The following is a 24,373-nucleotide window of genomic DNA, read 5'->3' on the forward strand; positions in this document are numbered from 1 at the left end:
ATGGCGCAGATTTTTTGCCACGGACCCTGGCCGCGCTGCGCGCCCAGACGCGCCTGATCGACCGCTTCGTCGGGGTCGACGCGTCCTCCACCGATGGTTCGGCGGACCTGCTGCGCCAGCACCTGTCCTCCGACGCCACGATCCTGAACGTGCCGGAACACAGCTTCGGGCACTCGGTGATGGCCGCGGTCCAGTCCCTAGGGGCCCCGCGGGCCGGGCGCACCGAATGGCTCTGGCTGATCCACGACGACTCGGTGCCGGAACTGAACGCCCTGGAAAAGCTGGTGAACGTCGTCGAGGCCACCGAATCGGTGACGATAGCCGGCTGCAAGCAACTCGACCTGGATTCCCCGCGCCGCCTGCTGGATGTGGGCCTGAGCGTGAACAAGTATGCCGAACGGCTGACCCTCATCGAGATCGACGAGGTCGACCAGGGCCAGTACGACGCGCGCACCGACTCCTTCGCGGTGACCAGCGCCGGAATGCTGATCCGCCGCGACGTCTTCGAGGCCCTGGGCGGCTTCGACCCCGCGCTTCCGGGGCTGGGCGACGACATGGACCTGTGCTGGCGCAACCGCCTCATGGGCAACCGCGTGGTCATCGTGCCCGCGGCCAAGATCCACCACAAGGCAGCGGTCGTCCGCGCCCTGGCCGGGCCGGCCGAAACCCGCCGGGCCGAGGTCTTCATGCGCCTCAAGCACGCCCCGGGATGGGCCATCCCCTTCCTGGTTGTCGGCGCGGTGCTCGGCGGGATCTACCGCTTCCTGCTTTCGGTGCTCGCCAAGGACCCCGCATACGCCTTTGGCCAGCTCGGTGCCACCTTCCGTGCCGTGGGCACCCCCGTTAAACTTTCCCGCTCCCGGGCCGCTGCGGCGGCCACCCGCAAGGTCCCGCGCAACTCGATTTCCCGGCTGCTCACCGACCAGGCACTGGTGCGCGAACACCGCAAGCACATGATCGACTCCCTGGACGGGGCAACCGTCTACGGCGACGGCACCGGGGCCACGACCTCGCAGGACCCCAGCGGGGATGCCCGCAACGACTTCGCGGCCATGGCCGCACCCAACCGCACCTCCGCATTCGTCAGCGCAATCATCGCCGCGCTGGCCACCCTCGCGGTGTCCCTCGTCGGGCTGCGCGCCCTGCTGGGCGCCGGCGCCGTGGCCGGAGGCGCACTGCTGCCGCTGTCCACCAAGGCGAGCGAGATCTTTGCCAACGCCACCGGATGGTGGGCCAACCTCGGATCCGGCAGCCCCGCGGGCGGGGACCCGATCGACTACTTCCATTGGCTGCTGGCCCTGGCCGGCGGCGGCAACGCCAATGCCGCGGCCGTGGTGCTGACCCTGGCAGCCATGCCGCTGGCGGCGATGAGTGCCTGGCTGGGCCTGGGGGCGGTCACCCGTTCGCGTGCCGCCCGCATGGTCGGCGGATTGCTCTGGGGCCTGGCCCCGGTGCTGCAGGTTTCCCTGGGTTCCGGGCGCGCCGGCGCCGTGCTCGTCCACGTGCTCGCACCGCTGCTGCTGCTGGCCCTGCTGCGCTCCGTGGGCGCCGGGATCGACTTCGGCTCCCGACGCGGCCCCGAGGCACCAGGCGCCTCGCATCCCGGTGTTGGCGGCGTCCCTTCGTGGACCGCCGCCGCGGCGGCCGCGCTGCTGCTGGTTCCCCTCGCCGCCGGTTCCCCGGCCGCGGGCCTGGCCCTGCTGGTGCTCATTGTGCTGACCGCCATCGTGCTGCGCTCACGGGCCAAGACCCTGTGGTGGGTGCCGCTGCCGATGCTGGTCTTCCACCTGCCGCTGGTGGTTGCCGCCCTGGGCAACCCGCGCGTGCTGCTCACCGACCCGGGACTGGCGCTGCCCCACGACGCCGCCCCGTTGTGGGTCCAGGCCCTCGGGTTCCCGAACGCCTTTGACCTCCGCGGCATCCCGGCAGGATTCGACTTCCTGCCCGCCGGACCCTGGGCCCTGGTCCTGGTCCTGCTGGTCGGGGCACCGCTGCTTGTCTATGCCGTCATCGGCCTCTTCGCCGGAGGACGGAACGCCTCGCTGCCGCTGGCCCGCGCGCTGTGGTTGGGCGGCGTGCTGATGCTCGCCGCCGGGTACGGCGCCTCCCTGGTGCCCTCCGCCGTGGCGGGGGACACCTTCGTCACCGCATTCAACGGCCCCTTCGTCTCCTTCTTCACCCTGGGGCTGCTCTTCGCCGCGGGGCTGGGGATCTCCGTCTTCCGCGGCGAGCGCACCGGCGTGCCGACCTCCTCCGCGGATCGCGCGCCCCGCATCGCCGCCGGCTCCCTGGCGTGGGCCTCGGCCCTGCTGGGCATTTCCGTTTTGGTGGCCGGTGCCCACTGGATCCTGGCGCAGAACCCGGTTCCGGCCACGGCCGAGGGCGGCACCGCCACCGTCACCGATTTCGGTGCCGCAAGCCTGCTGCAGCCGGTCGCCCCGCGCACGCTGCCGGCCACCGCTGCCGACCGTGGGCTGGGAACCTACGAAGACCGCACCCTGGTGCTGGCCCAAAACGGCGACGGCGCCGTCAGCGCCGCGTTGATGAACGGGGCCGGCACCACCGCCGACGCCCTGTCCCAGACGGCGTCCGCAAACCGTCTGGTCGGCGGCCTGATCGACCCGGCTCTGCGTGAATCCGATGACGCCGGACGCCTGGTCGAACAGTCCGTGGCGACCCTGGTGTCCGATTCTGCACTGGATCCGCGGACGGAACTGGCCGCCCTGGGCACCGGGTTCGTGGTGCTGCAGGACCAGCGGCAGACCGCCTCGGCACTGGTGGCACGGCTGGACGCCGTGCCGGGTCTGGTGGCCGTGGGGCAAACCGAGTCCGGCTGGCTGTGGCGCGTGGAACCGAAGGAAAAGATCCCCGGCGTGGACAACGCCACCGATTCGACCGCCCGGGTGCGCATCATGGCCGACGACAAGACCCTCGCCCTGCTGCCCTCGCACCGCGGGGCCGTCTCCGGGGCCAAGCTCCCGGCCGGGGAGGCAAGCCGGATGCTGGTCATGGCCGAACGCGCCGATCCCGGATGGAAGGCAACCCTTGACGGGGTGGCCCTGAATCCCACCACCGTTGGCGCCGCCTCCGGAGAGGATGCCGATGGCACCGGCACGGGTGCCGAAACTGCGCAGTGGGCCCAGGGCTTTGAGCTGGGTGCCGCCGGCGGCACCCTGGAACTGCGCTACCAGAGCCCGTACCAGGTGCCCGTGGCCATCGCCCAGCTCGCGGTGCTGGTCCTGGCCCTGCTGTTGGTCATCCCGATCCCGCGCAGCCGCCGCTTTGCCGCGCGCCGCCTGGACGAGTACCGCACGCGCGGCAACGCCGAAAGCATTGACGAACTCGATCGCGGACACCGTGCCGCGGCGGCCAAGGAGAAGAAGTGAAAAACGATTCCCGCAGGGCTCGGCGCGAGGCCGAACGCGTAGCCCAGGCCGCCCGCGAGGCAGCGGGACTCGCTCCCGGCGCCAAGCTGCCCGCCGACGAAGCCCCGGGCAAGGATCCCGCCGCGGCGCCGTCCCCGGCACCCGTGGCCGCCGCCGGCGCGCAGGCACCCAAGGCCCCGGCAACCGGTGCGGAGCCCGCTGCGGCCGACACCGCCGGCGCGGCCAAGGACACCGGGGCTTCCGCTGCACCGGCCGGTTCCCGGGAATCCACTGCCAAGGCCGGGGCACGCGGGCAACGCTCCAAGGCCCGCGGCCGGACCCTTGGCGTACTGGGCTCGGTGGGCGTGCTGTGCCTGGGCGCGGCCGCCATCGCCGCGGGTTCCGTCTTCCCGCCGGCCACCGCCGCGCCGGGCTCCGAGGTCCCGGTGACCTCGCTGCCCGCGGGCGACGCACTGGCCTCCTGCCCGGCAACGATGAAGCTGTTCACCGGCGCCGGAACCGGTGTCGACCCGGAATTCGCCCCGGCCTCCAAGGACGCCCAGACCTCCATCCGCGCCGCGGTGCTTTCCGACTCTGCCGGGCGCATTCCCGGCGCCCAGATGCTCAAGGGCGACCTGGCGGTCGAAAAGACCATCGCCCCTCGCTTGCCGGCGCAAGAGGCCGAAAAATTGACCGGAGCCGGAGCGGACGGCACCAACCAGCGCAAGGGCGCCCTGGGCCCGGTGAGCAAGTACTCCGAGCCGCTCACGGTGCACGCCCAGCCGCTGGGCGGGGTCCAGTCCCTGGTCTCGGCCGTGCGCTCCTACCGCGCCACCGACGGCGACCTGGCAGGGCTCGCAGCCGCGGCCTGCACCGCACCGGCGGCCGAGACCTGGCTGACCGGCGGGGTCACCACGCCCGGGTCCACCGCGGTGCTGAACCTGGTGAATCCCACCGCTTCCGTGGCCCAGGTGCGCGTGGACCTGCGCGGCGCCGACGGCATGATCCAGGCCCCCAACCTCTCGGCGCTGGCCGTGGCCCCGGGCGAATCCAAATCCATCGTCCTGGCCGGCTACGCGCCCAACGAAAAGGCCCTCTCGGCCAAGGTCACCTCAAGCGGCGGACGCGTCAACGCGACCATCCAGCAGTCCACGCTGCGCGGACTGGTCCCCGGCGGCCTTGACTACCTGGGATCCGCGGCCACCGCCAACAACACCCAGGTGATCCCCGGGGTGGCGATCCTGGACCCGAAGCTGGCCGGCGAGCTGGGCAAGCCCGCGGCCAACGCCGACGCGGTCGCCGAACTCGTGCTGGCCGCCACCTCGGCCGAGGGGGCCACCGTGCAGGTGCGGGCCCTGGGTCCCAACGGCGAGGTTGCCATCCCCGGGGGCGGCGAGGTGGTCATCGCCTCCAACGCCACCGCGCGCATGCCGCTGGGCGGGCTCCCGGCCGGGAACTACACCATCGTCGTCGAGGGCGACTCCGCGGTGAGCGCGAGCGTGAAGATGGTCCGCGGCACCAAGGCCAACGAACCGATCGACCTGGCCTGGGCCGGTGCGGCCAGCCGGCTGGGCAGCGAACACCTGATGGTGCTGCCGGCGGCGGGCAAGGCCACCGTGGTGCTGAGCGCACCGGAAGACACCGCCACGGTGTCGGTGCGTTCGCTGGGCGCCGACGGGAAGCTCTCGGCCAGCCGCACCATCGAATTGTCCGGCTCCAAGTCCGTGGCGCTGGGGGAGAAGGACTTCGGGTCCGGCGCGGCGGCCCTGGTGCTCTCGGCCACCGGCGCGCCAAGCTATGCCGCGGCCGTCCTCACCGACGGGGCCTACGGGATTGCCGCGCTTCCGGTCAGCGCCGCACCGCTGGGCCGCGAGGGCGTCCAGGTCGTGCTGCGGGACTAGGGATCGGTCAGGCGCCCGGGCCGGGGCCCCAGATCCCGTACTCGGGATCGATCGCCTGCGGGTCCATGGCCCACAGGTCGGCCAGCTGCTCCACGATGGAGAAATGCACCAGCTCGGGCAGCAGCTCCGGTCCGTGGACGCACGCCTCCTCGATGGGACGGCGGTAAAGCGTGATGCGGTCGGATCGCCCGGGACGCGCGGAGCGGTTGGTCGCCCAGGGCACCCGGGTGCCTTCGGCCCTGGCACGCTCGAGCACCTTGGCATTGGGGACCATCATGATGCGGAAATCGATCGAGGTCACCCGCTCGCCCCAGCGATCGGCCAGGCGCTCGGCGGATTCGATCAGCAGGTCCTCGAAGCGCTCGGCCCGGGTGCGTGCACCGGGCATCGGCGCCAGGAGCAGCGGCCCGCGGCGTCCGCGTCCGTGCCGGTTGCGCTTGCGGTCGGCGAACCGGCGGGTCGAGCCGCTGTTCAACGAGGCAGGATCGCGCCCGTCCAAATCGATCGACAGTTTTCCGGACATGTCTTTAGCTTAAGCCACGCAATGCCCGCTGCGGATCAGTTGGCCCGCACGGCGGTGCGCGGCCGTGGCGGGCACCGCGCTGCGGTAGTCTGTGTAACCGTGGGATCCAATAGACTTTGTTCACGTTCGGCGTGCCGCCAGCCGGCCATCGCCACCTTGACGTATGTGTACGCCGACTCGACGGCGGTGCTCGGTCCCTTGGCGACCTACGCGGAACCGCATTGCTACGACCTGTGCGCCGTCCATGCCGAGCGCCTGACCGCGCCGCTGGGCTGGCAGGTCCTGCGCCTGGCACTGCCCGAGCAGGGCAGGCTGCGCAATGACGACCTCTACGCCCTGGCCAACGCGGTGCGGGAAAACGAGGCGCACACCGTCGCGGCCCCGCCCCTCGAGACCCCGTCCCCGCGCAGCGCCCCGCCGGCCATCGAGCCCGGCGATTCCCAATCCCTGACCCGTCGCCACCTGCGGGTGCTGCGCGAAGGGAACCTGGAGCCCTAAACTGGGTTCCATGTCGAACCTCTCAGCGCAACTCACCGCCCAGCTCCGTTGCCCCGTCACCGGCTCCACCCTGGTGCAGCACGGGGACATCCTGGTTTCCACCGGCACCGGTGCCGACGGCGAAACCTACAGCTACGACATCGTCGAGGGCATCCCGGTCATGCTGGCCCCCGAGGCCACGGTGATCCCCGCCAAGGCCCACGGCTAGGCGGGTGGCGAGATGGGACCCGAGCACAAGGTCGCCGACCTCTCCCTGCACGAGGCCGGACGCCACCAGATCCGCCTGGCAGAACACGAGATGCCCGGCCTGATGTCCGTGCGCGCCGAGTACTCGGCGGCGCAGCCGCTGGCCGGAGCCCGCATCGCCGGCTCCCTGCACATGACGGTGCAGACGGCCGTGCTCATCGAAACCCTCGTCGCCCTGGGTGCACAGGTCCGCTGGGCCTCCTGCAACATCTTCTCCACCCAGGACGAGGCAGCCGCCGCGGTGGTCGTGGGCGCCGGCACCCCCGAAAACCCCGCAGGGGTCCCGGTCTTCGCCTGGAAGGGCGAATCCCTGGAGGACTACTGGTGGACCGCCGAACAGATCCTTTCCTGGCCCGGAGCCGGGCAGGACCCGGAACTTGGCCCGAACCTGATCCTGGACGACGGCGGGGACGCCACCATGCTGGTGCACCTGGGGGCGCAGTACGAGGCCGCCGGCGCGGTGCCCGGACCCGAGGCCGCCACAAGCCACGAGCATGCCATCGTGCTTGACACCCTGCGCGACTCCCTGGCCAGGGACCCGGAAAAGTTCACCCGCATCGCCGCGAAGATCAAGGGCGTCAGCGAGGAAACCACCACCGGGGTGATGCGGCTGAACCAGATGGCCGCCGCCGGCACGCTGCTCTTTCCGGCGATCAACGTCAACGACTCGGTGACCAAGTCCAAGTTCGACAACAAGTACGGCATCCGCCACTCGCTGCCCGACGGGATCATGCGCGCCACCGACGTGCTCATCGGCGGGAAAGTCGTGGTCATCTGCGGCTACGGGGACGTGGGCAAGGGCGCCGCCGAGGCCATGCGCGGGCAGGGCGCCAGGGTCATCGTCACCGAGATCGACCCGATCTGCGCGCTGCAGGCGGCCATGGACGGCTACCAGGTCGCGCGCCTGGAATCCGTGCTGGGGCAGGGGGACATCTTCGTGACCACCACCGGCGGCAACGACATCATCACCGCCGCGCACCTGCAGGGGATGAAGGACAAGGCCATCGTGGGCAACGTGGGTCACTTCGACAACGAGATCGACATGGCCGGCCTGGCCCGGGTCCCGGGCGTGCAGAAGGTCGAGATCAAGGCCCAGGTGCACGAATGGACCTTCGCGGCCGGGACCGCGGCGGAGCGCTCGGTCATCGTGCTCTCCGAGGGCCGCCTGCTGAACCTGGGCAATGCCACCGGCCACCCCTCGTTCGTGATGTCCACGTCCTTCGCCAACCAGGTGATCGCGCAGATCGAGCTGTTCACCAAGGCCGGCACCGGGGAATACGCCACGGCCGTCCACGTGCTGCCCAGGATCCTCGACGAGAAGGTGGCCCGCCTGCACCTGGCGGCCCTGGGCGTGGAGCTGACCGAGCTGTCCGAGGCCCAGGCCGCGTACCTGGGCCTCGGGGTCTCCGGGCCGTACAAAGCGGAAACGTACCGCTACTGAGCGATGGCTTCGGGCGGCCGCCAACCGTGGCCGCCGGAGGGGTTCCGGTGCCGCCGTGCAGACCGCGATCCCGGGCGTCAACCGACGTTGGCCAGGCAGGTTACAGGCAGGTCACCTTGCCGACACGCGGGGTCCAAAGCCGCCAGTGGGCCCCGGGGGAACCGTTGGCTCGATAGTCTTGGGACTGTGTGTTTGGCAGTGGTCGGCAAGTGTCCGGTGCTGCCGTGCACCGCACGCGCACCGCATGTCAGAGTTTTGAGGGAGAAGCATGGCTGAGCAGGACGAACCGCAGACCGGCAAGCCGGGTACGCCGGCGACCGCACCGGCAGTGCCCGGTCCCGGTGCCAAGGCCGAGGCGAAGCCGGCTTCCGGCTCGTTGAGCGCCGCGGCCGCGGCCGCCGCCGCGAAGATCGAGGCCTCGCTGGTGGCAACGCGCGCCGCCGCAGCGCAGAAGGCCGCCAAGCCGGCCGCCGCCCCGCAGGCAGCTGCCAAGCCGGCCGCCGCGTCGAAGCCCGCAACGTCTTCCCCTGCCGCTCCCTCCGCCGCACCGGCCAAGCCGGCACAGGCTCCGGCCGCCGCGGCTCCTGCGGCCAAGGCCCCGGTCGCCCAGGCCGGCGCACCGCTGAAGCCCGCCGCGAAGCCGGTGGCCAAGCCGAAGCCGGAGGAACCCGAGGAGGTCGAGGACATCATTGCCCAGATCCCGGTGGAACCACTGCCCGAGACCACCAAGGTCGCCGTGTCCACGGCACCGGCAACCGCGGCCGCCCCGGTGGGCGACGACAAGACCCAGACGCTGCCGCGCCCGGGTGCCGCGGCACCGGGTGCCGGCACGCCTGCGCAAACGGCATCCGCGATCGCCGAGGCCCGCAGCCGGGTCTTTGGCGCCTACACCCCGGTGCCCGAGCCGACCCCGGCCGCTCGCGAACGCCGCGCCGCCCGCGAGGCCGCCCTGGATTCCAAGCCTCCGCTGGCCCGCACCCTGCAGGTGCTGCTGGCGATTGCCTACCCCTTCATCCTGCTGATCCTCGCCATCCGGCTGATCGCCAGCCCGATCTTCCTCTGGATCGCCTACCAGCGCCCCGGCTTCCCGGCCGACGGCTTCGGCTTCACCACCGCGGACCGGATGACCTACGGGTCCTACGGCGTGGACTTCCTGAACAACGTCGCCGACAACCGTTACCTGGGCGAATTGAGGTTCCCCAACGGCAACCCGCTCTTCCTGGGCACCGAGGTCCAGCACATGGCCGACGTCAAGAACGTCATGTCCTTCACCTACCTGGGCGGGATCATCCTGGGCGTCATTGCGGTCATTGCGCTGGCCTACCTGGGCAAGCGCTATGCCGGTGGCATCCGCCGCGGGCTCTTTGCCGGATCCGTGGTGACCCTGGTGCTGCTGGCCGGGCTGACCACCGTGGCGATCCTGGGCTGGGACAGCTTCTTCACCACGTTCCACGAGATCTTCTTCGCCCAGGGCAACTGGACGTTCAACTACTCGGACACGTTGATCCGCCTGTATCCGCCGCAGTTCTGGGTGGACGCCGCGATCGGCATCGCCGGGCTGGTCGTGCTCACCGCGCTCATCACGCTGATCCGCACCTGGCCCACGGCCAAGCGCCGCGAGGCCGCGCGCCTGCGCCAGGAAAAGCGCGTCTTCGGACTGTAGCTGCCGCCGCGGCGGACCACGACGCGATCCCCCCCGGGGTGCCCCACGGCAGCACCGGGGGGATCTGTGTTTTCCCGGGTGGTTCTCAGCGCTCGTAGAGTGCGTCGATCGCCGCGGAGTAGTCGGCGATGACGCTGGCCCGCTTGAGTTTCAGGGACGGGGTCAGGTGCCCGGATTCCTCGGTGAACTCGGCATCCAGGATCGTGAACTTGCGGATGCCCTCGGCCTTGGACACCGTCTCGTTGGCCGCATCCACGGCCGCCTGGATCTCGGCCAGCACCCGCGGGTGCACCGCTGCCTGCCCCAGCGAAAGCCCGCCGGGCGCATTGGCGCGGCACCACGGGCCGAGTTCGTCCGGATCCAGTGTCACCAGGGCCGCGACGAACGGGCGGTTCTCACCGACCACGACGACCTGGTTGACCAGGCGGCAGGCCCGGATGATTTCCTCCAGCGGGCCCGGCGCCACGTTCTTGCCCCCGGCGGTGACCAGGATGTCCTTCGTGCGGCCGGTGATGCTCAGGAACCCGGAATCGTCCAGGGTCCCGGTGTCCCCGGTCTTGAAGAACCCGTCCTCGTCGAAGGCCTCGGCCGTGGCCCGGGCATTGCGGTGGTATCCGGCAAAGACCCCGATGCCCTTGATGCGGATCTCGTCGTCGTCGGCGATGCGGATCGCGGTGCCCGGCACGGGGATGCCCACGGAGCCCACCCGCACGTCCCGGGCCATGTTCACCGTGGCCGGTGCGGTGGTCTCGGTGAGCCCGTAGCCCTCCAGCAGGCCGATGCCTGCGCCGCGGAAGAAGTGCGCCAGCTCGGGGTTCAGCGCGCTGGCGCCGCAGATCGCGTAGCGGACCCGGCCGCCGAACACCGCCCGCAGCCTGGGGTAGAGCACCTTGTTGAACAGGGCGTGCCTGGCCAGCAGCACGGGGGAGCGGCGGGTGCGAATCCCGCGGGCGCGGTCGTCGGCAACACGGGAGTATTCGATGGCCACCGACTCGGCCTGGGCGAAGAGCGCGCCCTTGCCGGCGGCCTGCGCGGTGTTGGACGCGGTGGTGCGGATCTTCTCGAAGATCCGGGGCACGGCCAGCAGGAAACCGGGCTTCACCGCGGCCAGGTCTTCCACGAGGGTGGAGGCGGTGGAGGTGTGGGCGATGGTGGAGCCGGCGTGCACGCAGACCTGCTGCACGGCGCGGGCCAGCACGTGGGCCAGCGGCAGGAACATCAAGGTGCGCTCACCGGTGCCCAGCACCGGGGCCATGTGCGGGGCCAGGTTCACGGCGATCAGGGAGAAATTCGCGTGGGTCATCATGCAGCCCTTGGGCCGCCCGGTGGTTCCGGAGGTGTAGACCAGGGTCGCCAGGTCCTGCAGGCCGGCCGAGGTCCGTGCGGCCTCGAGCTGCTCGTCGGTCACGGCGCTGCGGGAGCCGGCATCCACCAGCTCCTTCAGCCCCGCCGACGGTATGCCCTGCGGATCGGCATCCGTGCCGTCCTCGAAGGCGAGCACCGTGACCTTTTCGCCGAGGGCGGCGGCGGCCTGGTCGATCACCTGCGCGCGCCGGGGGTCCTCGGCAAAGGCGAGCCGGGCCCCGGAATCCTTGAGGATCCACTCGACCTGGAACGGGGAGCTGGTTTCGTAGATGGGCACCGACACCGCGCCGGCGAACCAGATGGCCTGTTCGGCCAGTGCCCATTCGTAGCGGGTGGAGGACATGATCGCCACGGTGTCGCCCGGGGCGAGGCCGTGGGCGAGCAGCGTCTTGGCCAGGGACCGGACCGAGGCCGTGAAATCGGCGGTTGACACGTCGGTCCACGAGGCGCCGCGCTTGACGCTGAACAGCGGTGCCGAATCCCCGCGGGCCAGGCGCGCCAGCAGCAGGTCCGTGGTGTTCGAATCCTGAGGCAGTCCAGTGATCAGTCCGGTGCTTGCTTCGCGCATGGTGTGGTGTGTTCCCGTGGTGGTCGTCATGTGGTGTGGACCATAGTCTATGTTACTGACGAGTAATCCATGGCCTATCCCCAGCTGGGCATCCAGATGTGGATGCGCCAATTCTCGTACGTGATCATGTCCCCGGTCCACACCGGCAGGAAGAACGCGGACACGGCCACCACCAGCGCCAGGAAGATCCCCACGCCCCACAGCACGCGCCGCCGGTGCCAGGGGACCTGCTTGTCGGTGGGCAGGAACCTGCCCAGCACGTAGGTCAGGGCCAGGACCATGAACGGGGCGAAGGGCAGGGTGTAGAAGAAGAACATGGTGCGATCCGGGTAGGCGAACCACGGCAGGAACCCGGCGGCAACGGCGGCAAGGATCGCCCCGGCACGCCAATCGCGCGCCCCGATCCAGTAGAACAGCACCAGCAGCATGGCCAGGGTCGCGGACCACCACATGACCGGATTGGGCAGATCGGTGATCGCCTGGACGCAATTGGTGCTGGTGCACCCGAATTCGCCGTTGCTGCGCGACTCGTAAAAGAACAGCACCGGGCGACCGGCAAAGAGCCAGCTCCACGGCGATGATTCCCAGCCGTGCGGCGAACCCAGTCCCTGGTGGAACGCATAGGCGGCCCGGTGGTACTCGGCCAGGGAGCGGAACACATCCGGCACCCAACCCCAGGTTTCCGAGGGGTTTTCCACCGCCCATTGGCGGTAGCGGCCGTCGGCGGAGCGCAGCCAACCGATCCAGGTTGCCAGGTACACCGCCGCGGCCGTGGGAATGATCAGCAGGAATGCGGGGATCCCGTCGCGGGTCAGCCCGGCGAGGACCCAGTGCCGGATCCCGGCGCGGCGCCGTGCCGACAGGTCCCAGAGCACCGTCATCAGCCCGAAGACGGCAATGAAGGACAGCGCGGACCACTTCACCCCGGCCGCGGCCCCCAGCATCACCCCGGCGACCAGCCGCCAGGGGCGCCACCACAGCCATGGCCCGTAGGCCAGCAACCTGTCGGAGGGCCGTGAACCATCCGCGGTGGACAGCGCCCGGGCCAGCTTCGCCCGCCCGTGGAAACGGTCAAGGAGCAACGCGTGGAAGCCTGCCAGGATGAAGAACATCAAGAAGATGTCCAACAGCCCGGTGCGGGACATGACGATTTGGTGGCCATCCACCGCGGCCAGCAGGCCGGCAATCCCGCCCAGGAGCACCGAGGAGAACAGCTTCTGGGCCACCAGTGCGCACAGCAGCACCGACAGCGTGCCAAAGAGCGCTCCGGAAAAACGCCAGCCCAGCCCGTTGTCGGTCCCGAAAAGCCACATTCCGGCGGCAATCAGCCACTTGCCCAGCGGGGGATGGACCACGAAGGAGGCCGATTCCTTGGGCTCCGGTTGTCCGGAGATGAATGCCTCGTTGGGGTTTTCGCCCCACTCCAGCTCGTAGCCCGCGTGCATCATGGTGTAGGCGTCCTTGACGTAGTAGGTCTCGTCAAAGATCAGCAGGTGGGGATGGGCGAGGTTGGTGAAACGCAGCACCGCCCCGAGCATCGCCATGGCCAGCGGAACGATCCAGCCCCAGGCCCCGGCCCGGTGCAAGGGGCCGGACAAGCGGTCCCCCAGGGCCTGGATCCCGAAGGCGTCGGCCGGGGTCTGGACCCAGCGGCGCGTTCTGTGCATGGAAGCGGTAGTCACCGTCAACACTCTACCGGCGGCCCCCTGCGGGACTTGGAGGCACGCGCGGGCAGTAGGCTTGGGGCGTGGAAACTCAAGAAACCCCGGGCCAGATCGTCCTTGCCGCGACCCCCATCGGCAACCTTTCCGACGCGTCCCCACGCCTGATCGAGCTCATGAAGAGCGCGGACATCGTGGCGGCCGAGGACACCCGGCGCTTCCTGCACCTGGCCACCGGGCTTGGCGTCCGGGTGCCCGGCCGGCTGATCAGCTACCACGAACACAACGAAACCCACCGGCTCACCGAGCTGCTGGAACTGGTCGCCGGCGGCGCCACGGTCCTGGTGGTCTCCGACGCGGGCATGCCCGCGGTCTCGGACCCCGGGTTCAAGTTGGTCGAGGCCGCAGTGGCCGCCGGCGTCACGGTCACCGCGGTGCCCGGGCCCTCGGCCGTGCTCACCGCACTGGCCCTGTCCGGGCTGCCCACCGACCGTTTCACCTTCGAGGGCTTCTTGCCCCGCAAGGCCGGGGAACGCTCCAAACGCCTCGAAGACCTGGCCGCCGAGCAACGCACCATGGTCTTCTTCGAGGCCCCGCACCGGCTAGACGCGATGATCCGCGCGCTGCGCGACGCCTTCGGACCCGAGCGCAAGGGCGCCATCGCCCGGGAACTGACCAAGATGTACGAGGAAGTGATCCGCGGGAGCCTCGACGAGCTGCTGCTCTGGGCCGAGGGCGAGGTCCGCGGGGAAATCGCCGTGGTCGTCGCCGGTGCGCCTGCCGGGGAACCGGCCCGTGCGGTGGACCACGTGGCCCAGGTGCAGCAGCTGGTCACCGAGGGCCTGCGGCTCAAGGAAGCGGTGGCGGCGGTGGCCGAGACCGAACGGGTGTCCAAGCGCGAACTCTATGCGGCGGTGCTCGAGGCCCGCGCCTGAGCCCTGCGCCCCGGAATCGCCGTCGGTGCGCCCCTTGGGGTACCTGCACAAAACGGGGGCTGCGTCATAGTGCAGTTGGAAATTTACAGTGACTTGCCGCGGCACTAGCGTGGAGACCAACAAGAACCTGCACGTTTCGCAACACCCCACCGTTCAAGGGAGAACGCCCCAATGACCATTACCCCCGAGCGCGAAGCCGAACTACTCGCCTCCGTCCCGACCGGTTTGCTGATCAATGGCGAATGGCGCGAGGCCTCCGACGGCGGAACCTTCGACGTCGTTGACCCGGCCACCGGAGAAAAGCTTGCCACCCTGGCCTCGGCCACCTCCGAGGACGCCATGGCGGCCCTGGACGCCGCCGACGCCGTGCAGAAGACCTGGGCGCTGACCGCACCGCGTGAGCGCGCCGAGATCCTGCGCCGCGCCTTCGACCTGGTCACCGCCCGCGCCGAGGACTTCGCGCTGCTCATGAGCCTGGAAATGGGCAAGCCGCTGGCCGAGGCCCGCGGCGAGGTCACCTACGGCGCCGAGTTCCTGCGCTGGTTCTCCGAGGAGACGGTGCGCGACTACGGCCGCTACCTCACCACCCCCGAGGGCAAGAACAAGATGATCGTGCAGACCAAGCCGGTCGGCCCGTGCCTGCTGATCACCCCGTGGAACTTCCCGCTGGCCATGGCCACCCGCAAGGTCGCCCCGGCGATCGCCGCCGGCTGCACCATGGTGCTCAAGCCCGCCAAGCTCACCCCGCTGACCTCCCAGCTCTTCGCCGCCACCATGATGGAAGCGGGCCTTCCGGCCGGCGTGCTCAACGTGGTCTCCTCCAAGAGCGCCTCGAAGATCTCCGGCCCGCTGATGCAGGACGACCGCCTGCGCAAGGTCTCCTTCACCGGTTCCACCGCCGTGGGCAAGATGCTGATGAAGGACGCCGCCGACAAGGTGCTGCGCACCTCCATGGAACTGGGCGGCAACGCGCCGTTCCTGGTCTTCGAGGATGCCGACCTGGACGCCGCCGTCGAGGGCGCCATGGCGGCGAAGATGCGCAACATGGGCGAGGCCTGCACCGCAGCCAACCGCTTCCTGGTGCACGAGTCGGTGGCCAAGGAGTTCATCTCCAAGTTCTCCGCCGCCATGGGCGCGCTGAAGACCGGCCGCGGCACCGAGGCCACCACCAACGTCGGCCCGATCATCGATGCCGGCGCCCGCGACGACATCCACGCCCTGGTTGCCAAGGCGGTCGAGGCCGGCGCCGTGGCTGAGACCGGCGGCGCCCCGGTCGAGGGCCCGGGCTACTTCTACGCACCCACCGTGTTGTCGAACGTTGCCAACGACGCCGAGATCCTGCGCCAGGAGATCTTCGGGCCCGTCGCCCCGGTGACCACCTTCCGCGACGAGGCGCACGCCATCGAACTGGCCAACGCGTCGGAGTACGGGCTGGCTTCCTACCTCTACTCGCGCGACATCAACCGCCTCCTGCGCGTGGCGGAGCAGATCGAGTTCGGCCTGGTCGGCTTCAACGCCGGGGTCATCTCCAACGCCGCGGCACCCTTCGGCGGCGTGAAGCAGTCGGGCCTGGGCCGCGAGGGCGGCGCCGAGGGCCTGGCCGAGTACACCACCACCCAGTACATCGGCATCGCCGACCCGTACGCGGCCCGCTAAGCGGCCCACCGGCACGCCGACGGCGGCGCTTCCTGCCCTTCTTCGCCCAACCACCCACCGGTCGGGCACAGGGGGACCAGGGGGCGCCGCCGTCTGCTTTGCTGCCGCCGGTCGCCTCCGGCCGGCGATCCCTAGTGGTAGGGGTCCTCGAAGTCGTGGGCCAGCAGCGTGCGCAGGTAGGCGCCGTAGCCGCTCTTGCCCAGTTTCGCCGCACAGGCCTCCAACGCCTCATCGTCGATCAACCCGCGGCGCCAGGCGACCTCCTCGGGAACACCGACCTTCAGCCCCTGCCGGGCCTCGATGGTGCGGATGAAGTTCGAGGCGTCGTTGAGCGAATCAAAGGTCCCGGTGTCCAGCCACGCGGTGCCGCGGGCCAGCACGTGCACGCGCAACGAGCCTTCCTCCAGGTATTGGCGGTTGATGTCGGTGATTTCCAGTTCCCCACGCGCCGAGGGCTCCAGGTCCCGCGCCCGGTCGATCACCGAGTTGTCATAGAAATACAGCCCGGGCACCGCGTAGTTGCTGCGCGGCTTGGCCGGTTTTTCTTCCAGCGACACCGCGGTGCCCGCGGCGTCGAATTCCACCACGCCGTAGGCGCCCGGGTCCTTGACCCAGTAGCCGAAGATCGATGCCCCGGAATCGGCATGGAAATCGGCAAGCTGCGAACCGAAGCCCGGGCCGTAGAAGATGTTGTCGCCCAGCACCAGGGCCACCGGGCCGTCCCCGATGTGTTCGGCACCGATGACGAAGGCCTGGGCCAGCCCGTCGGGCGAGGGCTGGATGGCGTAGTCGATGGTGATCCCGAACTGCGATCCATCTCCCAGCAGCCCGCGGAACTGGTGTGCATCGGCTGGGGTCGTGATCACCAGCACCTCGGTGATTCCCGCGAGCATCAGCGTGCTCAACGGGTAGTAGATCATGGGCTTGTCATAGACAGGCACCAGCTGTTTTGAAATCCCGTGCGTGATCGGATGCAAGCGCGATCCAGTTCCCCCGGCAAGTATGATCCCCTTCATGGCCCCATCCTAGGCACACCTAGTCATGGATGGGGAGGGGAGCTAGCCTTGCAATCATGAAAAGAATCCTGGTTACCGGGGGTGCGGGATTCATTGGGGCCAACTTCGTGCACTATTTGATCGAGCACTCCGATGCGCATCTGACCGTCCTTGACTCGCTGACCTATGCCGGAAACCTGGCCTCGCTGCAGGGAGTCCCCGGGCCGCGGCTCACCGTGGCCATCGGCGACATCACCGATGCGCCGCTGGTCGACGAACTCGTCGCCGTTTCCGACGCCGTGGTGCATTTTGCCGCCGAGTCGCACAACGACAACTCGCTCTTCGACCCCAGGCCGTTTGTGGACACCAACGTGCTGGGCACCTACACCCTGCTCGAGGCGGTGCGCCGCCACGAAAAGCGTTTCCACCACATCTCCACCGACGAGGTCTACGGGGACCTGGAACTCGATGACCCGAACCGGTTCACCGACACCACCCCCTACAACCCCTCCAGCCCATACTCGGCCACCAAGGCCGCCTCGGACCTGCTGGTGCGGGCCTGGGTGCGTTCCTTCGGCGTGCGGGCGACCATCAGCAACTGCTCCAACAACTACGGCCCCTACCAGCACGTGGAGAAATTCATCCCGCGGCAGATCACCAACATCCTGGCCGGGGTCCGGCCCAAGCTCTACGGCACCGGGGCCAACGTCCGGGACTGGATCCACGTGGAGGACCACTCCTCGGCGGTGTGGGAAATCCTGAACCGTGGAACGGTGGGCAAGACCTACCTGGTCGGCTCAGACGGCGAGAAGTCCAACCGCGAGGTCCTCCGGTCCATCCTGGAGCTGATGGGCCAGGACCCCGACGCGTACGACACCGTCGCCGACAGGCCCGGCCACGACCTGCGCTACGGGATCGATGCCTCGGTGCTGCGCACCGAACTCGGCTGGCGCCCGGCACACCGGGACCTGTCCTCCGGGCTGGCCCACACCATTTCCTGGTACCGCGAGAACGCGTGGTGGTGGGAGGGCACCAAGGCCGGGACCGAGCAGCGCTACCTGCTCCAGGAGGCCGCGCACGCGGCGCAAGGCATCGCGGCACCGGAGAGCGGGGCGGGGGAGTGAACAACGCGCCGATCGTGCAAGAAACCGGGATCGCCGGCCTGCTGCTGGTCCACCTGCCGGTCCACGAGGATGCCCGCGGCTGGTTCAAGGAAAGCTGGCAACGCGCAAAAATGGTGGCGGCCGGGCTGCCCGATTTCCGCCCCGTGCAAAACAACGTCTCCTTCAACCGGCTGGCCGGGACCACCCGCGGCATCCATGCCGAGCCCTGGGACAAGTACGTGGCGGTCGTCGGCGGGTCCGTCTTCGGCGCCTGGGTGGACCTGCGCGCCGGGGCGGGCTTCGGGGCGAGCTTCAGCGCCACGCTGGGCCCCGGGCAGGCGGTGTTCGTGCCGCGCGGGGTCGGCAACGGCTTCCAGACCCTGGAACCGGACACCGGATACAGCTACCTGGTCACCGAACACTGGTCCGACAAGGCCCGTTCCGGGTACACCTTCCTGAACCTGGCGGACCCGGCCGCCGGCATCCCCTGGCCGATCCCGCTGGCCAAGGCCACCGTCTCGGACGCCGACCGGACCCACCCGATGCTCGATGCGCTCACCCCGGTGGCCCCGCGCAAGACCCTGGTGCTCGGCGCCAACGGGCAGCTGGGCCGCGCCCTGGCCGCCCTGGCACCCGTCGACGGCAGCTACGAATTCGCCACCCGCGGGCAAGTGGACATCACCGATGCCCGCCAGCTGGCCGCCCTTGACCTCTCCGGGTACCGGGCGGTGATCAATGCCGCCGCCTACACCCAGGTCGACGAGGCCGAAACCCCGGCCGGGCGCCGGGCCGCCTGGGCGGCCAACGTCACCGCCGTGGGGCAGCTGGCCGCCGCCTGCACCCGGCACGGGACCACGCTGGTGCACCTTTCCAGCGACTACGTCTTTGACGGGGGCAAGCCCGGCTACACCGAGGACGACGCCCCCTGCCCGCTCGGGGTCTACGGGCAGACCAAGGCGGCCGGGGACGCCGTGGTGGCCCAGGTGCCCGGGCACTACCTGGTCCGCACCAGCTGGGTGGTCGGCGAGGGGAAGAACTTCGTGTCCACCATGGCGCGCCTGGCCCGCGCAGGGGTGGACCCGAGCGTCATCGACGACCAATACGGACGCCTCTGCTTCGCCAAGGACCTGGCCGCCGGCATCGTGCACCTGCTGGATTCGCAGGCTCCCCACGGGACCTACAACCTGACCAACGAGGGAGAAGCGGTCTCCTGGGCGCGCATCGCCGCCGAGGTCTTTGCGGCCCTGGGCCACGACCCGGGGCGCATCACCGCCACGAGCACCGATGCCTACCGGGCCGGGCACCCCTCCATGGCCCCGCGCCCGATGCACAGCACCCTGGAGCTGGCCAAGCTCAAGGCCACCGGATTCACGCCCCGGGACCAGTTCGAGGCCCTGGCCGACTACCTGGACACCTACGTGCCCGAGGCGTAACCGAAGGGCTCCAGCGGGCGCGGGGCAAAGAGCGAACGTGGCCACAGCGCCCGGCCCAGGCGCTCGCCGGGACCCATGCCGGCGGCCAGGGCGTGTCCCACCCCGGACAGCGCCTCGGCCAACACCGCGGCGTCCGGCTGCCCGCGCCCCGGCGCGTAGCGCATCCGTTCGTAGGCCCGGGCCAGGACGGACAGGGGCGCTGCGGCCTGCGGCAGGATGCGGGCCAGCCGCCGGGCATAGTCCCCGGCCGATTCGTCGTGGCGCATGGGCATCGAATGGTCCAGGCCCAGGGCCACCACTTCGGCCCAGGCCGCGGCGGCGCCGGTTTCCCTGCCGTAGTGCTGGTCGATTTCACCGGTCCGGCGCATCCGGGACAGCCTGCCGGTGCGCTGGATGCGGCGGGCCGCCCACGGACCGGCCCCGGCCAGCAGCACGATCAGCGCCAGCGGCAGCAGGCCGGAGAAGGGGGTCCCGGCATCGGGGCCGGAGCCCGGGGCCGCCGCCGGAGCGCTCGAAGAGGACTCGGCCGATGACGGCCCGGAGGAGGAACTGGAAGGGTTGAGCAGACGCGGGTCCTCGGCGGAGCTGGCGGTGGACGCCGGAAGGGCCGGCGCGTAGGCCGGCGGGACCCCGCGCCCCGGGGTCGGCTCGAAGGCGACCCAGCCGGCGCCGGGGAAGTAGAGTTCCGGCCAGAGGTGGGCGTTGCGCGAGTTCACGATGTATTCGTTCAGTTCGACGCCGTTCTGCCCGGTGATCTTCACCCCGGTGGGGGTGCCGGGGGAGTAGCCGGTGACCAGGCGGCTGGGGATGCCCAGCTCGCGGGCCATCAGCGCCATGGTGGAGCCGAAGTGGATGCAGTACCCGGCCTTTTCCTGCAGGAACGCGTCGATGACCTTCATCCCGCTGCCGTCGTAGCCGTCCTCCACCGGGGTCTTTTCCGAGTAGGTGAACACCGTGGAGCGCAGGTAGTCCTGCACGGCCACGGCCTGCTCGTACTTGTCGCCCCCCGCCTGGGCCACCGCGTCCCTGGTGGCCTTGGCCAGCGAATCGGGGGTGTCCTGGGGCAGCGCCAGGTACTCCGGGTCGACCTCGGCGAAGAAACCGCCGGGCATCGAGGTCGACAGCTCCCGCAGCGACTTGGCGGTGATCTCGGGGTTCACGCTCATCACGGTGTAGTCCTCGGCCTCCGGGGTGGATCCCTTCGCGGCGCGCAGCGTCCCGGTGTCGGGGCTCCAGCCCCAGGAACCATCCAGCCCGTTCAGGGTGATGGCGTTGGCCGGCAGGGGCATCCACGCTCCCCGGTACTTGTCGGTGGCCACGCGGGTGAAGGCCGGCTGCGCGGACTCGAAGACCGTCGGGAAGGCACGGGTCACCAGGTTCTCGGTGGCCGGGACCCGGTAGATCTCCGGATCCGGTTCCCACCTCTCGGCCGTGAGGTCCCCGATGACCGAGGTGCGCAGGTAGACGGGGGCGAGCGAATCGGTGAAGTAGTGCAGCACCGTTCCCGAGGACCTGTTGCGCAGGTCGTTGCCCAGGGCGACCATCGGGTCGATGTTGGTGGCCAGCTGGCCCCAGGAGGGCCGGGTGCCCTCGGTGAGCATCCCCTTGGAGAAGCCGGGGATGGCCGAGGGCAGCACCAGCAACGTGGCCAGCGCCCCGGCGATGATCGCGGTGCCCTGCAGCAGTGCCGAACGCGCCCCGGGCCGCGGGGTTCCCCGCGGCCCGGAGCCCGGACCGCCGAGCTCCATGGCCCGGCGCCCCGACCCGGCACCGTCCTGCCAGCGGGACGCAGCCAGGACCAGCAGGTAGCCCACTGCGGTGACCGACACCGTGCCGATGCCCGCCCCGTGTGCCTCGAAGAGCGAGGAGATCGACAGCAGCATCGCCAGCGGCAGCCCGGCCAGGGCCGCGGCCCGGATCTCGAAGGCCAGGGCGTCCACCGCCAGGGCCACCGCGGCGGCCCACACGCACACGGAAAAGACGATCACCCCGGTGCTTTGCACCGGGGGCACCTGGGAGCCCATCTGCTCGTTGGCCAGTGCCCACACCCGCAGCAGCGCGCGGTAGGTCGAGGCCGTGGGCACCAGGCCCAGCCAGGCGGTGTTGGCGAAAAACAGGAAGGTCAGCACCAGTACCGCCACCACGGCCCCGGCCGCGGTGCCCAGGTAGCGGCGGGCACCCAGGGCCCGGACCAGGTTGGCGGCCAGCACCACGGCGCCGACCACCGTGGTGACCTGCAGCATCCAGCCCCAGTCGCTGACGACCCCGTGCAGCGAGGCGGCGGCCCCCAGCACGCCCACCAGCACGGCGAATGCGCAGAAGGCGGTGGCCGGCAGGCTCCGGGCCGGTGCCCGGCGGCGTGGCGCCGGCGGGTCGGGGTTCGGGACCCGTGGCTTGTCCAGTGTCGGTGTGCTCATGAGGTGCGCCCCAATTCGGCCCAGGCTTCGGCGAGCGTGGATTTCGGGTTGACCGCAACGGCAGCCCAGCCGGCCTGCCGGAAGCGGGAGATGACCGGGGCGAGGTGTCCCTCGCGGTTGGCCACGCACAGCACCGTGACCTTGCTGCGGGCGCCAACCACCTCGAGCCAGCTGTCGGCCTGTGCCTCGGTGAGCTCACCCAGGATCAGCACCAGCCGGTCCCCGCGTTCGCGCATGCGTTCCTTCAGGGCCGCGGCCAGCGTGGCCCGGGCCGGTTCGCGGCGTTCCCCGGCGGCGTCCTCGAGTCCCAGCGCGGACAATGCCTGCTGCATCCGCGCGGTGGCGTGGGGCCCGGCAAAGAGCTCTGCGGAGTCCTCGGTGCCCGAGGCCGAGACCGCGTTGATGGAGGTGCCGCGGTGGTCGATCAGGTCGATGCCGAACCCGGTTTGGGCCAGGTAGGCGCCGATGCCCAGGGCCGCGTGCAGCCCCCATTCGAAGCGGCGGCTCGAGTCCTTGGGGGTGGAGGTGAATTGCGGGATCTTCAGCACCGGTTCGGCACCCACGCCCTGGGCGAGGAACGCGGCGCGGGAGCGGTCCAGCATCAGCACCGCGCGCGGGGTGGCCCGGTAGTCCTCCTGGCGCACCATCAGTGTGCCCTTCCGGGCGGTGGCCGGCCAGTGGATGCGGCGCACGGTGTCTCCGGGGCGGTATTCGCGGGTCATCACCTCGAAGGAGTCCGGGGTCAGCCGGCGGTTCGAGGCTGCCTGCCCGTGGGAGCCGTGCTCGCCGGGAATGCCGGTGGGTTCGAGCATCTCGCACACCGGCAGCGCCAGCAGCGCGCTGGGCGCATCCAGGGCCGCGGGCCGGGAAGCCAGCCCGAAGACGTCGCCGACCTGGGCGCGGACCGGCCCGATGGAATAGATGCCGCGGGTGGCCAGGCGCAGCCGGTATTCGTACCAGCTGCCCGAGCCCCCGGGGCCGGGGACGGCGGTGCGCGAGGGGTAGCGGAATTCCGGGCCCGCCCCGAAATCCTCCGGCAGGGTGTCGCGCAGCGTGAGAGGTCCGGCCCCGCGACCCTGGTGGGTGATGTGCAGCCGCACCCGGACCCCCGAGTCGGTGGTGGCCTGCTGCGGGTTGAAGGTCCGGGTGACGGCCAGCTCGGAATTGCCAAAGCGCAGCAGGAAGGCCGCCAGCAGCGGAGTGAGCAGCAGGAACAGGGCGATGGCCAGCAGCTCGCGCCGGCCCATCAGGAAGGCCAGCAGCAGGGATATCGCCCCGGCGGCAAAGAGCCCCCAGCCGCGCGCGGTGAGGAATCCGAGGTGGACCTTTTCGCGCAGCGTTGCGGGTTTTTCTGCGGTGATCCACCGGTTGCCGGATGGGGATTCGCGGAACTCGTTGGGTTCCGCCGACGGGATGCTCATGGAGGTCGCTGCCTTGGCCTGTGATGTACCGGCTAGCCGCGTGCCCCGGCGCGCACCGGTATCGCGTTGAGGATGGACACCAGGATCGATTCGGCGTTCGAGCCGGCGGCCTCGGCCCTCCGGTGCAGGATCAGCCGGTGCCCCAGGACCTTCGCGGCGATGTTTCGCACGTCCTCGGGCAACACGTAGTCCCGGGCGTTGAGTGCGGCCTCGGCCTTGGCGGCGCGCAGCAGCTGCAGCAGGGACCGCGGGGAGGCGCCCAGGCGGATGTCGGCGTGCTCGCGGGTGGCCCGCCCCAGGGCCACCACGTATTCCTTCACCGGGTCGGAAACGAAGACCGCGGCCACGGTGTTGATCAGGGTGTGCAGCGAGGCCAGGTCCAGGACGGGGCGCAGGTCGTCCAGCGGCGAGGTGGACTGGTGGGTCTCGAGCATCGCCATCTCGGCAGCGGCGTCCGGGTAGCCCATGGAGATCTTGGCCATGAACCGATCGCGCTGTGCCTCGGGCAGCGGGAAGGTGCCCTCCAGCTCGATGGGGTTCTGCGTGGCGATCACCATGAACGGGCTTTCAAGCATGTGGGTGGTCCCGTCGACGGTGACCTGTCCCTCCTCCATGCATTCAAGCAACGCCGATTGGGTCTTGGCGTTGGCCCGGTTGATCTCGTCGCCGATGACGATGTGCGCGAACACCGGTCCGGGCCGGAACTGGAACTCGTGGGTGTTCTGGTTGAAGATCGACACCCCGGTCACGTCCGAGGGCAGCAGGTCCGGGGTGAACTGGATGCGGTGCACGGTGCAGTCCACCGACTTGGCCAGGGTCTTGGCCAGCATGGTCTTGCCGACCCCCGGCACATCCTCCAGCAGCAGGTGGCCCTGGGCCAGCAGGACGATCAGCGCGGTGCGCGCCACCTCCGCCTTGCCATCGATCACCGTGGCGATACCGGCCAGCACTTCTTCGCAGACCCGGCCGAATTCATCGGCCGGAAGAATCTGGGACTCGGTGGAAAGCGACATGCAAGGTCCTCCTGGAACGCATCCGTACGGTGGAAGGTATGTAATTCTTCTTTCCAACGATACCGTCATTGGCGTGCGCTGCGTCACGCCGGGGCGCACCGGTGTGCCGGGCCGCGTACGCTGGATGGGCCAACGGCCATCGGCCCGCAAAGCCGGGTCACCAAGCGAA

General features: G+C 70.2%; 17 protein-coding genes. 10 read left to right on the forward strand and 7 right to left on the reverse strand.

What is annotated here, in order from left to right:
* Window positions 1-14: 14 nt before the first annotated feature.
* Together FPY90_RS18790 and FPY90_RS18795 are read left to right on the forward strand one after the other, a co-directional pair.
* Entirely contained in the window at window positions 15-3,386 is a 3,372-nt protein-coding gene (locus FPY90_RS18790) for a glycosyltransferase family 2 protein (protein WP_498682725.1), read from the forward strand.
* Entirely contained in the window at window positions 3,383-5,266 is a 1,884-nt protein-coding gene (locus FPY90_RS18795; protein WP_498682727.1) for a DUF5719 family protein, read from the forward strand. Before FPY90_RS18790 ends, FPY90_RS18795 begins: the two co-directional genes overlap by 4 nt.
* 7 nt (window positions 5,267-5,273) lie before the next feature.
* Here FPY90_RS18795 and FPY90_RS18800 read toward each other — a convergent pair whose 3' ends face one another.
* Window positions 5,274-5,789: a metallopeptidase family protein gene (locus tag FPY90_RS18800; RefSeq protein ID WP_498682729.1), complete on the reverse strand. Its 516-nt coding sequence runs from the start codon at window positions 5,787-5,789 to the stop codon at window positions 5,274-5,276.
* A gap of 99 nt (window positions 5,790-5,888) precedes the next feature.
* On the opposite strand from FPY90_RS18800, the gene FPY90_RS18805 reads away from it, so the two are divergent.
* From FPY90_RS18805 to FPY90_RS18820, 4 genes are all read left to right on the forward strand, one after another.
* Window positions 5,889-6,287: a DUF3499 domain-containing protein gene (locus FPY90_RS18805; RefSeq protein ID WP_498682730.1), complete on the forward strand. Its 399-nt coding sequence runs from the start codon at window positions 5,889-5,891 to the stop codon at window positions 6,285-6,287.
* Between the two features lie 10 nt (window positions 6,288-6,297).
* Entirely contained in the window at window positions 6,298-6,495 is a 198-nt protein-coding gene (locus tag FPY90_RS18810; RefSeq protein WP_071215458.1) for a Trm112 family protein, read from the forward strand.
* Window positions 6,496-6,507: 12 nt separating this feature from the next.
* Window positions 6,508-7,974, forward strand: coding sequence for an adenosylhomocysteinase (ahcY, locus tag FPY90_RS18815; protein ID WP_498682733.1), 1,467 nt, complete (start codon window positions 6,508-6,510; stop codon window positions 7,972-7,974).
* Window positions 7,975-8,242: 268 nt separating this feature from the next.
* Window positions 8,243-9,637 carry a TIGR01906 family membrane protein gene (locus FPY90_RS18820; RefSeq protein ID WP_071215460.1) on the forward strand — a complete coding sequence of 465 codons (1,395 nt, stop codon included), beginning with the start codon at window positions 8,243-8,245 and terminating at the stop codon, window positions 9,635-9,637.
* An 85-nt stretch (window positions 9,638-9,722) separates the two neighbouring features.
* On the opposite strand, the gene FPY90_RS18825 is transcribed toward FPY90_RS18820, so the two are convergent.
* Window positions 9,723-11,570: an AMP-dependent synthetase/ligase gene (locus FPY90_RS18825; protein ID WP_071215461.1), complete on the reverse strand. Its 1,848-nt coding sequence runs from the start codon at window positions 11,568-11,570 to the stop codon at window positions 9,723-9,725.
* Window positions 11,571-11,644: 74 nt separating this feature from the next.
* Window positions 11,645-13,237, reverse strand: coding sequence for a dolichyl-phosphate-mannose--protein mannosyltransferase (locus FPY90_RS18830; protein WP_071215462.1), 1,593 nt, complete (start codon window positions 13,235-13,237; stop codon window positions 11,645-11,647).
* 80 nt (window positions 13,238-13,317) lie between these two features.
* Here FPY90_RS18830 and rsmI point away from each other — a divergent pair, with 80 nt between their 5' ends.
* Both rsmI and FPY90_RS18840 read left to right on the forward strand, forming a co-directional pair.
* A complete protein-coding gene (rsmI, locus tag FPY90_RS18835; RefSeq protein ID WP_071215463.1) occupies window positions 13,318-14,166 on the forward strand; it encodes a 16S rRNA (cytidine(1402)-2'-O)-methyltransferase in 849 nt (282 codons plus the stop codon).
* A 171-nt stretch (window positions 14,167-14,337) separates the two neighbouring features.
* Complete coding sequence (locus tag FPY90_RS18840; RefSeq protein ID WP_071215464.1) at window positions 14,338-15,822, forward strand: NAD-dependent succinate-semialdehyde dehydrogenase; 1,485 nt, start codon at window positions 14,338-14,340, stop codon at window positions 15,820-15,822.
* Between the two features lie 131 nt (window positions 15,823-15,953).
* Here the strand turns inward: FPY90_RS18840 and rfbA are convergent, their stop codons facing one another.
* A complete protein-coding gene (gene rfbA / locus FPY90_RS18845; RefSeq protein WP_071215465.1) occupies window positions 15,954-16,838 on the reverse strand; it encodes a glucose-1-phosphate thymidylyltransferase RfbA in 885 nt (294 codons plus the stop codon).
* A gap of 56 nt (window positions 16,839-16,894) precedes the next feature.
* Between rfbA and rfbB the strand changes: the two genes are divergently transcribed.
* Complete coding sequence (rfbB, locus tag FPY90_RS18850) at window positions 16,895-17,941, forward strand: dTDP-glucose 4,6-dehydratase (protein ID WP_071215466.1); 1,047 nt, start codon at window positions 16,895-16,897, stop codon at window positions 17,939-17,941.
* Window positions 17,938-19,353 (forward strand): sugar nucleotide-binding protein, encoded by a 1,416-nt coding sequence (locus tag FPY90_RS18855; RefSeq protein ID WP_498682736.1) that lies wholly within the window; start codon window positions 17,938-17,940, stop codon window positions 19,351-19,353. The genes rfbB and FPY90_RS18855 overlap by 4 nt, the downstream gene beginning before the upstream one ends.
* Here FPY90_RS18855 and FPY90_RS18860 read toward each other — a convergent pair.
* From FPY90_RS18860 to FPY90_RS18870, 3 genes are read right to left on the reverse strand one after another with little or no spacing between them, the layout of a single operon-like run.
* Window positions 19,335-21,770: a transglutaminase TgpA family protein gene (locus FPY90_RS18860; RefSeq protein ID WP_498682737.1), complete on the reverse strand. Its 2,436-nt coding sequence runs from the start codon at window positions 21,768-21,770 to the stop codon at window positions 19,335-19,337. The genes FPY90_RS18855 and FPY90_RS18860 overlap by 19 nt on opposite strands.
* Window positions 21,767-23,191 (reverse strand): DUF58 domain-containing protein, encoded by a 1,425-nt coding sequence (locus tag FPY90_RS18865; RefSeq protein ID WP_498682738.1) that lies wholly within the window; start codon window positions 23,189-23,191, stop codon window positions 21,767-21,769. The genes FPY90_RS18860 and FPY90_RS18865 overlap by 4 nt, the downstream gene beginning before the upstream one ends.
* A gap of 32 nt (window positions 23,192-23,223) precedes the next feature.
* On the reverse strand, window positions 23,224-24,204 hold the full coding sequence (locus FPY90_RS18870) for an AAA family ATPase (protein ID WP_498682740.1): 981 nt from the start codon (window positions 24,202-24,204) through the stop codon (window positions 23,224-23,226).
* Window positions 24,205-24,373 lie beyond the last annotated feature (169 nt).

It is taken from the genome of Arthrobacter sp. C2 (genome assembly GCA_024207135.1).
GTDB lineage: Bacteria > Actinomycetota > Actinomycetes > Actinomycetales > Micrococcaceae > Paeniglutamicibacter.